Source organism: Sinomicrobium oceani (assembly GCF_900119185.1).
GTDB classification, from domain to species: Bacteria; Bacteroidota; Bacteroidia; order Flavobacteriales; family Flavobacteriaceae; genus Sinomicrobium; species Sinomicrobium oceani.
In genome coordinates this window covers 1-15,539 of sequence record NZ_FPJE01000023.1, presented here as the reverse complement: position 1 = coordinate 15,539, position 15,539 = coordinate 1, and the positions used below count along the sequence as shown (strand labels likewise).

The window sequence follows — 15,539 nt, the reverse complement described above, 5'->3', positions numbered from 1 at the left end:
CTAAAAGATATTTTATCAGTACATTACCAAAAAAATCAGCTTACCGGATATGATAGAGATCAAAGACTTGCATAAGTCCTACCGGATGGGGAGTAATTCCCTCCATGTTTTAAAAGGGCTTAATTTATCCATAAAAGAAGGAGAACTCGTAGCAATTATGGGGTCTTCGGGCTCCGGGAAATCGACTTTTCTCAACATTCTCGGAATGCTCGACGAGGCTGATACGGGCGAGTATCTGCTGGACGGGGTGCCTATTAAGAATCTCAACGAAACGAAAGCTGCCAAGTACCGTAACAAATTTCTCGGATTTATTTTTCAGTCTTTCAACCTCATCAATTATAAAACCGCTATCGAAAATGTAGCGCTTCCGTTGTATTACCAGAAAGTCAATCGTAAGGACCGGCAGGAGAAGGCCCTGAAGTATCTCGAAAAAGTTGGGCTGAAACAATGGGCAGACCACCTGCCGAGCGAGCTCTCCGGAGGACAAAAACAACGTGTGGCCATAGCGAGGGCACTTGCGGCAGAACCCAAGGTACTCCTGGCCGATGAGCTGACCGGTGCATTGGACAGCAAAACATCTTACGAGATAATGGAACTTGTTCAGGAAATTAACGATGAAGGTAAAACCATACTGGTAGTGACCCATGAACCTGATATCGCTCAAATGTGTAAACGGATCGTCCATCTCAAAGACGGCGTAATAGTGGAAGATACTTTTGTAGAACAGGTAAGAGCTTCACAATATGTTCAGTAGAGACCGCTGGCAGGAAATATTTCAGACTATACGAAAAAACAAACTGCGGACATTCCTTTCCGGGTTTACCGTAGCCCTCGGGATATTGATCTTTACCGTGCTTTTCGGAATGGGGAATGGGTTGAAAAACACATTCAACGAGTTTTTCATGGGAGACGCTACCAATACCTTTTTCATATATCCCGGAAGTACCAGTGTGCCTTATCAAGGCTTTAAGAAAGGAAGGCGGATAGAATTCCGCAATGACGACATGGAAGATATCAAAAAAGATTTTGCCATGTATCTCGATAAGATTACTCCGCGTTCTTCCAAAAGTTTGCTGGCCAGTTACAAAGGAGAATCCAATACATACAGCGTTCGTGCTATAGCACCCGCATATCATGAGGTGGAGAAAAATATCATCATGAAAGGACGCTATCTCAATGATAAAGATATAAAAGACAGGGCCAAGCATGTCGTTATAGGACGGCTGGTGGAGATAGACCTGTTCGGTAAATCGGAAAGTGCAGTCGGGAAGTATATGGATATAGGAGGAGTGATGTACCGGGTGGTCGGTGTTTTTCAGGACGATGGCGGGGACAATGACGAAAGGTTTATCTACATGCCCTACACCACCAGACAACTTCTGGATAAAGGAACAGACAAAATCGACGAGATCGTACTGACCTATAAAACTGAAATCGGATATGCCGGGGCCATGGCTTTCGATGCCAGTTTGTACAGGTACCTGAAGGATAAACATAAGGTAGCCCCGGAAGATCAGAACGGCATTTACCTCAGTAATACAGCAGATATTGTGCAAAGGAATATGATGTTTGCCAATGTATTGCAACTCGTGGTGTTGTTTGTAGGTATAGGTACATTGATCGCAGGGGTCATCGGGATCAGTAACATTATGGTTTTTGTAGTCAAGGAAAGGACTAAGGAACTCGGTATCCGTAAAGCCCTCGGGGCCACACCGGCTTCTGTGATCGGCCTGGTGTTACAGGAGTCTATTTTTATTACGACGATCGCCGGATACATCGGGTTGATTATGGGGATGGGATTACTGGAGCTCATCGGGAATAATTTCAAAGATGATTATTTTATAACCAATCCCGGCGTAGGATTGAATGTGGTGATATCGGCTACCCTCATCCTTATATTTTTCGGGGTGATTGCAGGATATATTCCTGCCCGGAGAGCAGCCAGTGTAAAACCTATAGTAGCGTTAAGAGATGAATAGCAGGTTTGCCGGTGTGGCCGGTAACCGGAACAATATAAAACCAATACCCTATGCGGTTTATTTTTGACAGGGATACGTGGCAGGAAATATTCGGTTCGATCCGTAAGAACAAGGTGCGTACGATCATTACGATTATCGGGGTACTCTGGGGAATATTTGTCTATATCGCCTTGTCGGGTGCAACAAAAGGACTGGACAACGGTTTTGAAAAGGAATTCCAGGGTGTCGCCAATAACAGTATGTTCGTATGGACACAACGAACCAGCATACCCTACGGAGGATTTAAGATAGGGCGGGCCGTTCAGTTAAAACTGGGGGATATCGAAGACCTTCAGAATAAGCTTCCCGGCATACAGTTTATCGCCCCGCGGAATGTTCAGGGTATTTTCGGAGGTGCACCACCCCAGGTGTCCCGAGGTATGAAGACAGGGAATTATTCCGTGTTCGGGGATTACCCTATCGTCGATGAGATCTCTAAAAAGAAGATCTATGAAGGCGGCCGTTTCCTGAACGAAATGGATATGGAAAAAGAACGGAGGGTATGTGTCATAGGAGAAAGAGTGCGCAATGACCTCTTCAGTAAAGATGAAGATCCCGTAGGAAGCTATGTCAAGCTCAATAACGTATATCTCCAGGTGATCGGGGTGTACAAAAAGTCGGAAAATATAGATTTTGAAGGAGACAATTCGCTGATGCTGCCTTTTACCACCTATCGGAAAATATTCAATACCGGCGAAAACGTAGGTTGGATGGCCATAGCGGCATATAACGACGTGGATGTAGTACGTCTGGAAAGCGATGTGAAAAAACTTTTGAAAAAACGGCATAAAGTACATCCGGACGATGAAAGGGCATTCGGGTCTTTTAACCTCGGAGAAGCTTTTGCCAAGCTTTTTGGCTTTGCAAAAGGACTCAACTTCTTATCCCTTTTCGTAGGATTGGCTACGATCATAGCCGGGGTAGTAGCCATCGGAAATATATTGCTGATATCGGTAAAAGAGCGTACCCGCGAGCTCGGTGTGCGAAGAGCATTGGGGGCTACTCCTGCAGAAGTAAGGGGGCAGATACTATTGGAATCGGTTTTCCTGACCATGGTCGCCGGAATCTTGGGGATTATCATGGGGGCGGTGGTGCTGGCCATTCTCAATGTGTTGACTCAGGGCGACGGAGGTTTTCCGTATACCAATCCCACCGTAGCCATATCTTATATTCTGGGAGCCCTTTTTATTATGATTGTGTTAGGAACTCTCATAGGGCTTATACCGGCACAAAGGGCAGTAAGTATTAAACCGATCGATGCCCTGAGAGAGGAATAAACCGAAAGACAGAAATTATAAACAGAAAATAAATAACCAATTTAGAGTGTCATAGATGAAAGTTTTAAAGTACATAGGAATAGGTGTTCTTATTATAGGAGCATTATTTGCAGCGGCATACTTTATAAAATCCAACAGTAAACCGCCTGTTACGTATGAAACCGAAACCGCCTTCCGGACCACTATAGAAGAAAAAACGGTGGCAACAGGAAAGGTCATTCCCGAAGATGAGGTGGCTATCAAACCGCAGATATCCGGTATCATCGGGGAGATCCTGGTAGAAGAAGGAGATCAGTTACAGGCCGGAGACCTGATCGCTAAGATCAAGGTGGTGCCCAACGAACAGACACTGAACACGGCCAGGGGAAGAGTAAGCAATGCCAAGATAGCGCTCGGCAATGCCAAAATAGAATACGACAGAAATAAAATACTGGTCGATAAAGGCGTAATATCCTCCCAGGAATTCAATACTATAGAACTTACCTATAACCAGGCCAAACAGGAGCTGTCCAATGCCGAAAGCGATCTTCAGATCATCAGACTCGGTTCTGCCGGAGGCTCTACAAGTGCCAATACCAATGTAAAGGCTACTATTGCCGGTACGGTACTGGAGATCCCCGTAAAAATCGGAGATCAGGTTATAGAAAGTAATAATTTTAACGATGGTACTACCATTGCGAGTATTGCCGACCTGTCGAAAATGATATTCGAAGGTATGGTCGATGAAGCCGAAGTGGGAAAACTGAAGGTAGGAGAACCGCTCACTATCAGTTTCGGAGCTATTCCGGATAAGGAGTTCCGGGGAGAACTGAAATTCGTTGCTCCCAAATGGAATGAAGAGGAAGAAACGACTTCGGGTGTTGTTCAGTTCAAGATCGAGGCCGATGTATTTATGGAGGACGGCTATTTTATCAGGGCCGGTTATAGTGCCAATGCTTCCCTGATACTCGATAAAAAGGAAGATGTACTTGCCATAAAGGAAGCGCTGTTGCAGTTTGACAGGGAAACGGAAAAGCCTTACGTGGAAGTAGAAACAGGCGATCAGAAGTTTGAGCGAAGAGATGTAGAGACCGGGATATCAGACGGATTGAATATAGAGATCGTTTCGGGAATATCCGAAAATGATAAAATCAAGATCTGGAACAAAACCGAAGCGGTGAAAAAAGATGCGTCAAACAGGTAAAAAATACTTACGATCGGGCGGAATGGTGCTAAAAAGCTTCGGATGAAGACTGACATTTATAAAAATAATGTAAATTCGTGCCGCTTGCCGTTCGGTACAAAAATACACCCCTCAAGTACATTCCGCAGTCAGAAGAGATGTAAAATCTGGCATTCCTGTGGAACACCGGGAGCGGATGAGGTAGGAATACCGGGCACCGAAGGCAGGAGCCCCGACAAAACCAAAAAACAATTTTAACCCTTATGAAAACAAGAATTGTACTGCTCACTTTTCTCTTAACCACATGTTTTGCACATGCCCAGGCCAAAAAATGGACCCTGGAATCGTGTATCGAATATGCCCTGAAGCACAACATAAGTGTCAGACAAACCGAGTTGGATACCGAAGATGCGCGTATTAACAAATCGGATGCAATAGGAAACTTTCTTCCGACATTAAACGTTGGGATGTCTCACTCCTGGAATATAGGATTAAACCAGAATATCACTACAGGTCTGCTGGAAAACCAGACCACACAGTTTACCTCGTTGCAGGGAGCCGTAAGGGTAGATATCTTTAAGGGATTACAGAATGTCAATACCCTCCGGCGGGCCAACCTCAGTATCCTGGCCAACAGGTACAAACTGGCCGACATGAAAGATGATATATCACTTTCCGTAGCCAACGGATATCTCCAGGTGCTTTTCAGTCGTGAAAACCTCGAAGTAGCAAGGTCGCAGTACGCCGTGACGGAACAGGACCTGAAAAAGACAGAAGAGCTGGTAGAGTCCGGGGTCGTACCCAAAGGGGACCTGCTTGAAATAGAAGCTACGGCGGCGACGCAGGAGCAACAGATCGTAAATGCCGAAAACGAATTACGGCTGTCCAGAATTGCACTTGCACAATTGCTCCTTATCGATGATTATGATAATTTCGATGTAGCAGATGAAGATTTTATGCTGCCCGAATCTGACATTCTGGAGAATTCACCCCGGACCATTTACAATAAGGCACTTACGTTCCGAAACGACATCAAGTTTTCCGAAGCAAACGTAGCCCTTGCGGAAAAGGATCTGGATATAGCAAAAGGGGCATTATTACCCACCCTGTCTGCGTTTTACGGTTACGATACCAGGATATCTTATCAGGACCGGATTGTGGGGACAGGCGATTTTGAACTTATTCCTATAGGCCTTGTACCGTCTACCGAAGAACAGGTGGTGACGTCCCGCGAAATCAGTGCCATACGAGGACCGCTGCCATTCTTCCGGCAATGGACACAAAATGATGGTCACTCTTACGGATTACAGCTCAATATTCCGGTGCTCAACGGCTTTTCTGCGAAGAACAGTGTAAAAAGAAACCAGGTCAATGTAGAACGTTCCAAAAACCAATTGGAGCAGGATAAACTCGATCTGGACAATGCTATTCACCAGGCCTGGAACGATACGCGTGCCGCATACAAAAGTTACGAAGCGGCGGGGAAAGCTCTCGAAGCAAGGCAGGGAGCGTATAATTATGCGCGGGAACGCTTTAATGTAGGATTGATGAACAGTTTCGATTTTGCACAGGCACAATCGAGAGTGGATAATGCCGAAGCAGAATTTGTACGGACAAAATACGACTATATCTTTAAACTGAAGGTTCTCGAATTCTATTTCGGAATTCCGCTGGATGAACTTTAGGATTTCCGTTTTTCGATCGCAGGCCTTAGCTTTGCATAAAAACCGAATCGTAGTTTTACGATTGTAAACTTTGTATTACTGTGGCCGTCATTTTAAATATCGAAACCTCCACGACCAACTGTTCCGTCTGCCTTGCAAAGGACGGGGAAGTCCTGGTCCTGAAAGAGCAGGATGATGTGAATTATTCACATTCCGAAAACCTTCATGTATTTATCCGTGATGTTATGGAAGAAGCGGCCATGGCGCTCCAGGATATAGATGCGGTAGCCGTAAGTATGGGCCCCGGATCGTATACGGGGCTGCGTATCGGGGTTTCTACAGCCAAGGGATTGTGCTATGCTCTCGATAAACCCCTGATAGCCATTCCTACCTTGCAGGTGCTTACTTCCCGTTACACGATAGACGAAGGTTTTATTCTTCCGCTGCTCGATGCAAGGCGAATGGAAGTATATGCTGCGGTGTATGACAAAGATCATCAACCCGTCGGGGAAACCAGGGCCGAGATCGTTGATGAACATTCCTTTATCGAATGGCTCGAAAAAGGGAAAGTTTACTTCACGGGTAACGGTACGGAGAAATGCAGGGAAGTGATCCGCCACGTTCACGCGGTCTTTCCCGAAGATACAGAAGTTCCTTCCGCTTCCGGAATGACAGGCTTTGCCGAACAAAGGTTCCGCAAAAATGAATTTGAGGATGTAGCCTATTTCGAACCGTATTACCTGAAAGATTTTGTCGTGACCCGAAAAAAAACGTGAGATCATGTTTGGGGTTGCTGAGGTGTTTCCTGCTAAGCGTAATGGGCGAATACAGTTTGTTGCGCAAATTTTCCTGACCGATGAACATGTCCGTTTTTACCAAATATTCCCATGGTTTATTTTTCGCTGAGCTCTGCAAGGACCTCTTCTGTCTGTGTGACGGGCAGATTACAGGCCATGTTTTTACAGATATAAAACAAGGTTTTGCCTGTTACATACCTGTTTTGAAGCAATGGTAACCCCGATGCTTTATCCGCGCCTGTGAGCAGTTTTCCCGGCAGGTAATACCGGTTGAGTTCCGTCGCTTTTTTTAAGGCGTCTTTTCCGGAAACGGCCACTTCATAGAAATTTACGGAGTGTAAAAGAAATACCCGTAGCCAGTTGGTGTGGAAAGAAGGGTATTCCTCTATGGCAGGCATCATGTTGCGGAGCATCTGCCGGGCGGTTTCGAGATAACGTTTGTCATTGAAGTGCCGGGACAACAGGAACAGGTTCTCTGCCATAACGGAGTTGGAGGAAGGAATAACATTATCCGACTTTTCAATACTCCGGGTGATCAGCGGTACATCTTTATCCGAAGTAAAGAAAAACATACTGCTGGACGGATCAAAAAAATGCCGGAATACATAATCGGTAAGTTTTTTGGCGGTCTGTAACCATTGTGCATCCAGGGTTGCTTCGTGCAGGCTGAGGAGCGCCCCGATAAGTGTGGCATAGTCCTCAAGATATGCAGGAATAGTACTTTTTCCGTTCATATAATTCCGGTAAAGCCTACCGCTGGCATCCATCTGTTTTGTGGTGAGAAAACGGGCGTTTTTCAGTGCAATTTCCAGAAATTCAGGTTCCCCGAAGACTTTGTAGGCGTCGGTATATCCTTTGAGCATGATGGCGTTCCACGAAGTTAGTACTTTATCATCCCGTTGCGGAAGGGCCCTTTGGTCACGCAGTTTTAACAGCATCGATTTCCATCGTAAAACCTTTTCTGCCAGTATGCTTTCGCTGAGATGATGTTTCTCGGCAATTTCTTTTTCCGGCAGCGTACGGATCAGCACGTATTTTCCATCTTCCCACAAGCCGTAACTGTTGATGTTAAAGTAATCGCAGAATACGGGAAAATCTTCTCTGATAGCCGCTTCCAGTTCTTTATACGTCCAGGTATAGAAAGCGCCTTCTTCGGAAATACCATTGGTATTGAGACTGTCGGCATCCAGGGAGGCATAAAAGGTTCCTTCGGGACCGGTAAGTGATCTCCGGACAAAATCGAGGGTTTCGTAGACTATGTTTTTGTAAGTCGTTATTCCGGCGACGGCATAGGCATTGGCGTATACACTGACCAGTTGTCCGTTGTCGTACAGCATTTTTTCGAAATGGGGGACATGCCATTTCGCATCGACAGCATAGCGGGAAAACCCGCCTCCGATGTGGTCATAAATACCGCCATACGCTATTTTAGTAAGTGTAAGGTTCAGGAAGTCTTTAAGTTCATTGTCGGGCTGTACATAAGTGTAATGCTGGAGAAATGCCAGGTTAGAGGGCATCATAAACTTCGGGGCGCTCCCGGTACCGCCATGAATGTGATCGAAACGTTGTTTCCACCGGTCCGTAATGGCTGCTGCCCGGCCTAAAGAGAAAGGTGTATCGTCTTCTCGCAATATCACCGTTTCCAGGTTGTGAAGACCTTTCTCCATATTGTCGGCATATTCACGAAGTTTTTCCGGTTGTTCCAGGAAGAGTTTCTGTATTTGGGACAGGGCCGATATCCACCGGTCTTTCGGGAAATACGTGCCACCCCAGACAGGCCTGCCGTCGGGAAGAGCTACGATATTCAGGGGCCAGCCACCCTGTCCGGTCATGAGTTGCAGGGCGTTCATATAAACCTGGTCCACGTCCGGACGTTCTTCCCGGTCCACTTTGATACTGACGTACTGCTTGTTCATTACAGCGGCGACTTCCGGGTCTTCGAAACATTCGTGCTCCATAACATGGCACCAGTGACAGGCCGCATATCCTATACTGATCAGCATCAGTTTGTTTTCCGCGATAGCTGTATCCAGTGTTTCCGGTTTCCAGGGGTGCCAGTCCACAGGGTTGTGCGCATGCTGTAACAGGTATGGACTGGTTTCACGGATAAGCCTGTTGGTATAATGATGTGACATGATGTAGTGTTTTAGCGGGTTTTCCGGTATTGCTATAAAGGAGGGTAGCCCCTTTCCGTATCAAAAATAAAATAAAAAAATGTCCTGCTGTGTTCCGGAGCCTTACAATACGACATAACCCGGTAGGTGCGGAAGCATTAATGTTTTCGTAGCAACACGGAAATGTGTGATCCCGGAACCGAAAAACCGGAAAACCGGTTTTTTCTTCGCTGAAAAGGCAGGATTTGGTAGCTTTGTTAATTGTTTGATTATGTTTGGATTGAGATATTTTGCGTGGATGTTAAAATAAATTTACTTAAATTGTAGATTAAGAAACCGTTATAAACATGTGCGTAATATTTTGGTAACATTAAATTAACGTTATTTTAATTAAGTTAACGGACTTTTGCGTCTGTAAAAAATACGTATGGAACAGGTGTATATGGTAATGCTGATAGCCCTGGCGCTGTTAGCCATAACAGATTTGGTTGTCGGGGTCAGTAATGATGCAGTTAACTTTTTAAATTCGGCTATAGGATCCAAGGCAGTTTCAATGAGGACCATCATGATTGTTGCCAGTGTCGGGATAGCCTGCGGAGCATTGTTTTCGAGTGGGATGATGGAGATTGCCCGTAGTGGTATTTTCGTGCCGGGGATGTTTACTTTCAACGATGTGATGATTATTTTTATGGCGGTCATGATATCGGATATTCTTTTGCTTGATGTCTTTAATTCTATAGGGCTTCCCACATCCACAACAGTATCTATTGTATTTGAACTTCTCGGGGCCGCTGTCTGTCTGGCCATATATAAGATTGTGGTCCAGGATGGAGATATGGCTACCCTTGGCGAATATATTAATACGGCCAAAGCCACACAGATTGTGGTGAGCATACTGCTTTCCGTAGCCTTGTCTTTTTCTGTAGGAGCGCTGGTGCAGTATGTGTCGAGACTTGTTTTTACGTTTCAGTTTGAGAAAAAGGTAAAATATATAGGAGCTATTTTTGGCGGACTGGCCATCACAGCGATCACTTTTTTCATGTTGGTAAAAGGATTGAAAGGAGTTTCCTTTGTGCCCGAAGAAGTGGCGGTCTGGATCAAGAACAATCAGTTGCTCATTATCGGGATAAGTTTTGTGTTCTGGACTGTTTTGTCACAGGTGCTGATGAGTGTTTTCAAGGTCAATATCCTTCGGATGATCATAATCATCGGTACATTTGCACTTGCTATGGCATTTGCGGGGAATGACCTGGTAAACTTTATCGGGGTGCCGATAGCCGCTTATCAATCCTATGGGTTCTTTATAAATTCCGGAATGCCTGCCGATAGCTATTTAATGGGTGAGTTGGCCAGCGGGGAGATCGTAGCGCCGTTTTATTTCCTGTTGTTTGCCGGTATTATCATGGTGATCACACTGTGGACTTCCAAAAAAGCCCGTGATGTTATTGCAACCGGTGTAGACCTGGCCCGTCAGGGAGACGGTGCGGAAAAATTCTCTCCCAATACCCTTTCCCGTTTTATCGTAAGAACATCCGTATATGCAGGGATGGGGATAAACTATTTTCTGCCCAAGTCCATTCAGCTGAAAATAGATAAGCAGTTCGAGCAGCCGGAAACCAAACGTAAGAAGAAGGATGCCCCAGCTTTCGATATGGTCAGGGCTTCCGTAAACCTCATGGTTGCCAGTATACTGATATCTATAGGGACATCCCTGAAACTCCCGCTTTCCACAACCTATGTAACCTTTATGGTGGCCATGGGTACTTCGTTTGCCGACCGGGCCTGGGATCGGGAGAGTGCTGTTTACCGTGTGGCCGGTGTGCTCAATGTAATCGGCGGATGGTTCTTAACGGCTATAGTAGCTTTCTTTTCGGCGGCTATTATCGCTTATCTCTTAACAATCGGAGGGATCGTGGCTTTTGTAGGATTACTGATCGTATCCGCTGTGTTGCTCTACAGGAGTTCCAGGATACATGCCAGAAAAGCCCGTGAAGAAGAAGAAAAGCGCAAGTTGCGCACGGAAGATATTATCACGATCCACGAAATCGTAAACGACAGCTCACACCATATTTCCAAAGTTATCGGTAAGACCAACAAGCTCTACAGTGAAGTGGTAGATAACCTGGGGTTACAGGAATTGAAAAAACTCAAAAAGAATAAAAAGACCCTGAGGAAGCTCGAAGATGAGGTCGATGAACTGAAAGGAGAACTGTTCTATTTTATAAAGTCTCTCGATGAATCTTCTATAGAAGCGAGTAAATTTTATATTCTCGTGCTGGATAACCTCCAGGATATGGTACAATCTATCGGTTATATTGTGAAAAACAGTTATTCACATGTCAATAATAACCACAAAAATCTCAAATTCAACCAGATCAGGGATCTCAAAGGAATAGATAATGATCTACAGATCTTGTTCGACAAGATTAAATATACCTTCGACAAAGAGTCTTTTAAAGATATCGATAAAATCCTGGAAGAAAAACAGGAATTGTTTGATCGTGTTTCCAATCTCATTCAGAAACAGATAGACAGGATACGAACTACGGAAACCAGCCCGAAGAATACAAAACTATATTTTGGACTGTTGCTGGAGACGAAGGACCTGATTACAGCCAGTATGAACCTGTTAGAGCTCTTCCGCGATTTCTATCAGGAGTACAAGGAGGTCAAAGAAAAATCGTTTCCGGTACTGTAGTGTTGGTTATACGGACAGGAACGACATTAAAAATCCCGGACTTCTTTAGTATTAAAGAGATCCGGGATTTTTATGTAAAAGTGCGTTGCGTGTTTAACCGTTGATGGCAACCACTTCGTTGACTTTGCCGTGCATCATCTCTTTCAGCATGGTTTCGATACCGTTTTTAAGCGTGAATGTCGAAGAAGGGCAACCGCTGCATGCACCTTGCAGCACCAGTTTAACGATTTTACTTTCTTCATCATACGATTCGAAGAGGATATTTCCCCCGTCACTCGCTACGGCAGGTTTGACATATTCTTCTATAATCTCGATAATCTGTTTTGAAGTGTCGTTGAGATTTTCAGCATACTGTGTATCAGTGACCGTATTTTTATTGGTTTTCTGCTCCCGGATATTTTCAGCTACTACCGTTTTTCCCTCTTCGAGGTAGACACGGATAAACTCCCTGATTTCCATAGTTACATCATTCCATTCGGCAATGTCGTATTTGGTGATGGAGATATAGTTCTCATCCATAAATACCTCTTTGACAAAAGGAAAGTGAAAAAGTTCCTGTGCCAGTGGGGCATCCTTGGCTTCATCTATATTTTTGAATTCGAAAGTAGAAATGACCAGTCGCTTGTTGGCGACGAATTTCATGACCGACGGGTTCGGCGTACTTTCCGCATAAACCGTATAAGGTAGCTTTTTACCGCCCTCGTCTGTTTTAATTACCGGGTGGCCGCTGTTGATGTAGCGCGTTATCTGCTCGGCGACTTCGTTTTGTACTTCTTCCCATTCCACGATGTTGTAACGCTCAACGGCTACGAAATTTCCGGAAATAAATACGGTTTTTACAAACGGCAGGTAAAACAACTGCTGGGCCAGCGGTGAGTTTTTCGCATCGTCTATGTTTCTGTATTCAAAACTTTTATGCTCCGTCAGGAAACGGTCTGCTTCGAATTTGATGATGGCCGGGTTGTTGGTGGCCTTTATCTGTATAGTGGTATTTTCCATGATTTTCAATTTTGGGGCAAAGTTACGTATAAGATATGACAAATGTATGTTAAAGTCAGAACCTCTACTGTTTTGGGGGTCAGTACTTCATCGGTAAGGGAGGTGGTTGTTCCGGTGCTTTTATATTTTCACCGCAAAAGCAGCCCAATGTCGGGCACAGCGATAAAGCACGCCGTGTTTTTTGTAATTTTGATTTTTAAATTCATCAAAAATGATCCTGAAAAAAATAAACGGAAAAGAGCCTCGTATGGGGGCGGATTGCTATATCGCCGAAAATGCGGTTATTGTGGGTGACGTCGAAATGGGCGACCAGTGCAGCGTATGGTTCAATGCGGTCATTCGTGGGGACGTACACTATATAAAAATGGGAAATAAGGTCAATGTACAGGATGGGGCAGTGATCCATGCGACATACCGGAAATCCCCGACCACTATCGGTAACAATGTCTCTATCGGGCACAACGCTATCGTACATGGCTGTACGGTGCAGGACAACGTGCTTATAGGTATGGGGAGTATTGTAATGGACGATTGTGTGATAGAGTCGAATAGTATTATAGCGGCAGGGGCCGTAGTTACACAGAATACCCATGTGGAAGCCGGAAGTATTTATGCCGGCGTTCCTGCACGAAAGGTAAAAGATATCAGTGCCGAACTTATTTCGGGAGAAATAAACCGCATTGCCGATAACTATGTGAAATATTCCGGTTGGTTTAAAGAAGAACGGGAAGAGGATCATGAAGGTTGATATGTTTTAGGGCAAGCCTTCCGTGTTGTGATCCGAATAAATCGTCGGGTTTCGGGCTGCCAATAAACATTTTACTATTTTTGTCCCCAATAAATACGAATTTTTATGAATGCATACATATTCCCCGGCCAGGGGGCACAATTTTCAGGAATGGGAGCCGACCTGTACGAACAGTCGGAAACAGCCCGGGAACTTTTTGAAGTAGCCAATGATATTCTCGGCTTTTCGATTACCGATATTATGTTCAAAGGTTCGGATGAAGATCTGAAACAGACCAGAGTTACCCAGCCCGCGGTTTTCCTGCACTCCGTTATTCTTAGTAAAACACTGGGAGCATCGTTTAAACCCGATATGGTAGCCGGGCACTCGCTCGGAGAGCTCTCTGCATTGGTAGCTAACGGTACCCTTGGTTTTGAAGACGGTCTGAAACTGGTGTCACAACGTGCTATGGCCATGCAGAAAGCCTGTGAATTACAGCCCAGTACCATGGCTGCCGTGCTTGGCCTGGAAGATGCTGTGGTTGAAAAGGTATGCGAAGAGACCGAAGGTACCGTCGTGGCCGCAAATTATAACTGTCCCGGCCAATTGGTGATTTCCGGAGATGTCGAAGCAGTGAACAAGGCTTGTGAAGCCCTGAAAGAAGCAGGGGCCAGAAGGGCATTGGTGTTGCCTGTGGGTGGAGCATTTCATTCCCCGCTGATGGAGCCTGCACGGGAAGAACTTGCTGCAGCCATTGAACGTACAACGTTCAGCACTCCTGCTTGCCCCATCTATCAGAACGTCACCACTACGGCGGTTACAAACGGTGATGAGATCAAAAAAAATCTTATAGCACAGCTTACTGCACCCGTAAAATGGACGCAGAGCATTCAGCACATGATAGCCGATGGGGCAACCCTGTTTACCGAAGTAGGTCCGGGGAAAGTACTCCAGGGACTGGTAAAAAAAATAGACAGAAATACCGAAGTGACCTCTGCATAAAAACAAGCGGTTACCTTATATAACAACAGTATTATTCCCGGAGAAAAAGCTGGCCAGGGTAGCTTCTCTCCGGGTTTTTTTATGTATAAACGGCATCGGAGACCAAAAATATGGTGTAGTCGAATGCAAATGATTCTTCCGGATGCAACTGTGCCGGAAGCAGGTAAATATATCGGAGCTATTGCATAATATAAAGGTCTTTAATATATTGCATCTTTATATTTATTCTTTGATTCGGTATTTTAGTTGTTAACCTTATCTCTAAAATTTTAGGTATTATGTCATTTAAGGCTATTTTAAACGTTGGCGGCAAGCAGGTGAATATTCTGAACGTCAATTACGACCTGGCTCAGGAAGTGGATGCTACAGGTCGCCCTTCATCGGTGACACGCGGAGGGAGGATCAATCTGACTGTAGAGTCTACGGGAGATTCTTTCTTTTTCGAGTGGATGACCAATAATTTCGAACGCAAAAACGGGACGATCACGTTTATCAAACGGGAAACGGATGCCAAACTGAAAGAAGTGAATTTCGTAGAAGGTTACCTGGTGAAATACAGGGAAAACTTCGATGCTTCCGGCTATAACCCTTTAACGGAGACGTTTACCATATCCTGTAGGGAACTTTCCTGCGGAGGTGGTGAGCATGTTAATCAATGGGTGTAAGAGGTCTTACCGTTGATATTAAAAAAAAAACGAGGCCGTCTAAAAAGTTTTAGGCGGTCTTTTTATATTTAGGCTATTTTCTTGCTTTCAACCTACAAGGTGCAAGAGTTGCGTGTTAAAAAGTTAATGAGTTAATAGAAGTTGTGGGATTACGCCCTTAACCCAACCTTTTTAAGATTGTGTGCCATAGCCACAAGCCCTATTTCGGTTTCCACTTTATCCAGTCCTCTGAGCATAAAGCGCTTGAAGCCCATATTCTGCTTTATATTCCCAAAGACAGCCTCCACCTCCCAGCACCTCCTTTTTCGGTGGGCAATGCCCTGTTCTGAGAGCAACAGTGCTTTGGCCTTGGCCTTTAACCGTATTAGCTCATGGTTTCTCTGGATGGTCCGGTTGCCTTTGGTTTTATGACATAA

13 protein-coding genes are annotated in these 15,539 nt (G+C 45.0%); 10 read left to right on the top strand and 3 right to left on the bottom strand.

Annotated elements, in window-relative coordinates; translation table 11 throughout:
* Positions 1–49: 49 nt before the first annotated feature.
* The 6 genes from BT112_RS17070 (at position 50) to tsaB (ending at position 6,897) form a co-directional block, all read left to right on the top strand.
* On the top strand, positions 50–754 hold the full coding sequence (locus BT112_RS17070) for an ABC transporter ATP-binding protein (protein WP_072318643.1): 705 nt from the start codon (positions 50–52) through the stop codon (positions 752–754).
* Complete coding sequence (locus BT112_RS17065) at positions 744–1,979, top strand: ABC transporter permease (protein ID WP_072318641.1); 1,236 nt, start codon at positions 744–746, stop codon at positions 1,977–1,979. The genes BT112_RS17070 and BT112_RS17065 overlap by 11 nt, the downstream gene beginning before the upstream one ends.
* Before the next feature lie 50 nt (positions 1,980–2,029).
* Positions 2,030–3,295, top strand: a complete 1,266-nt coding sequence (locus tag BT112_RS17060; protein WP_072318639.1) for an ABC transporter permease — start codon at positions 2,030–2,032, stop codon at positions 3,293–3,295.
* 55 nt (positions 3,296–3,350) lie between these two features.
* Positions 3,351–4,478 (top strand): efflux RND transporter periplasmic adaptor subunit, encoded by a 1,128-nt coding sequence (locus BT112_RS17055; RefSeq protein WP_072318638.1) that lies wholly within the window; start codon positions 3,351–3,353, stop codon positions 4,476–4,478.
* Positions 4,479–4,720: 242 nt separating this feature from the next.
* Positions 4,721–6,142 carry a TolC family protein gene (locus BT112_RS17045; protein ID WP_072318635.1) on the top strand — a complete coding sequence of 474 codons (1,422 nt, stop codon included), beginning with the start codon at positions 4,721–4,723 and terminating at the stop codon, positions 6,140–6,142.
* 80 nt (positions 6,143–6,222) lie between these two features.
* Positions 6,223–6,897 carry a tRNA (adenosine(37)-N6)-threonylcarbamoyltransferase complex dimerization subunit type 1 TsaB gene (tsaB, locus tag BT112_RS17040; protein ID WP_072318627.1) on the top strand — a complete coding sequence of 225 codons (675 nt, stop codon included), beginning with the start codon at positions 6,223–6,225 and terminating at the stop codon, positions 6,895–6,897.
* A gap of 116 nt (positions 6,898–7,013) precedes the next feature.
* On the opposite strand, the gene BT112_RS17035 is transcribed toward tsaB, so the two are convergent.
* Positions 7,014–9,053: a thioredoxin domain-containing protein gene (locus BT112_RS17035; RefSeq protein ID WP_072318626.1), complete on the bottom strand. Its 2,040-nt coding sequence runs from the start codon at positions 9,051–9,053 to the stop codon at positions 7,014–7,016.
* Positions 9,054–9,459: 406 nt separating this feature from the next.
* Here BT112_RS17035 and BT112_RS17030 point away from each other — a divergent pair, with 406 nt between their 5' ends.
* Positions 9,460–11,730, top strand: coding sequence for an inorganic phosphate transporter (locus BT112_RS17030; RefSeq protein ID WP_072318625.1), 2,271 nt, complete (start codon positions 9,460–9,462; stop codon positions 11,728–11,730).
* A 93-nt stretch (positions 11,731–11,823) separates the two neighbouring features.
* Here BT112_RS17030 and BT112_RS17025 read toward each other — a convergent pair whose 3' ends face one another.
* On the bottom strand, positions 11,824–12,729 hold the full coding sequence (locus BT112_RS17025) for a NifU family protein (RefSeq protein ID WP_072318623.1): 906 nt from the start codon (positions 12,727–12,729) through the stop codon (positions 11,824–11,826).
* A gap of 211 nt (positions 12,730–12,940) precedes the next feature.
* Here BT112_RS17025 and BT112_RS17020 point away from each other — a divergent pair, with 211 nt between their 5' ends.
* From BT112_RS17020 to tssD, 3 genes are all read left to right on the top strand, one after another.
* Positions 12,941–13,477, top strand: coding sequence for a gamma carbonic anhydrase family protein (locus BT112_RS17020; RefSeq protein WP_072318621.1), 537 nt, complete (start codon positions 12,941–12,943; stop codon positions 13,475–13,477).
* Positions 13,478–13,582: 105 nt separating this feature from the next.
* Positions 13,583–14,458: an ACP S-malonyltransferase gene (gene fabD / locus BT112_RS17015; RefSeq protein ID WP_072318619.1), complete on the top strand. Its 876-nt coding sequence runs from the start codon at positions 13,583–13,585 to the stop codon at positions 14,456–14,458.
* Between the two features lie 278 nt (positions 14,459–14,736).
* Positions 14,737–15,123 carry a type VI secretion system tube protein TssD gene (tssD, locus tag BT112_RS17010; protein ID WP_072318617.1) on the top strand — a complete coding sequence of 129 codons (387 nt, stop codon included), beginning with the start codon at positions 14,737–14,739 and terminating at the stop codon, positions 15,121–15,123.
* Positions 15,124–15,272: 149 nt separating this feature from the next.
* Here tssD and BT112_RS17005 read toward each other — a convergent pair.
* The coding region (locus BT112_RS17005) for a transposase (protein WP_139276289.1) at positions 15,273–15,539 on the bottom strand (267 nt) is incomplete at its 5' end.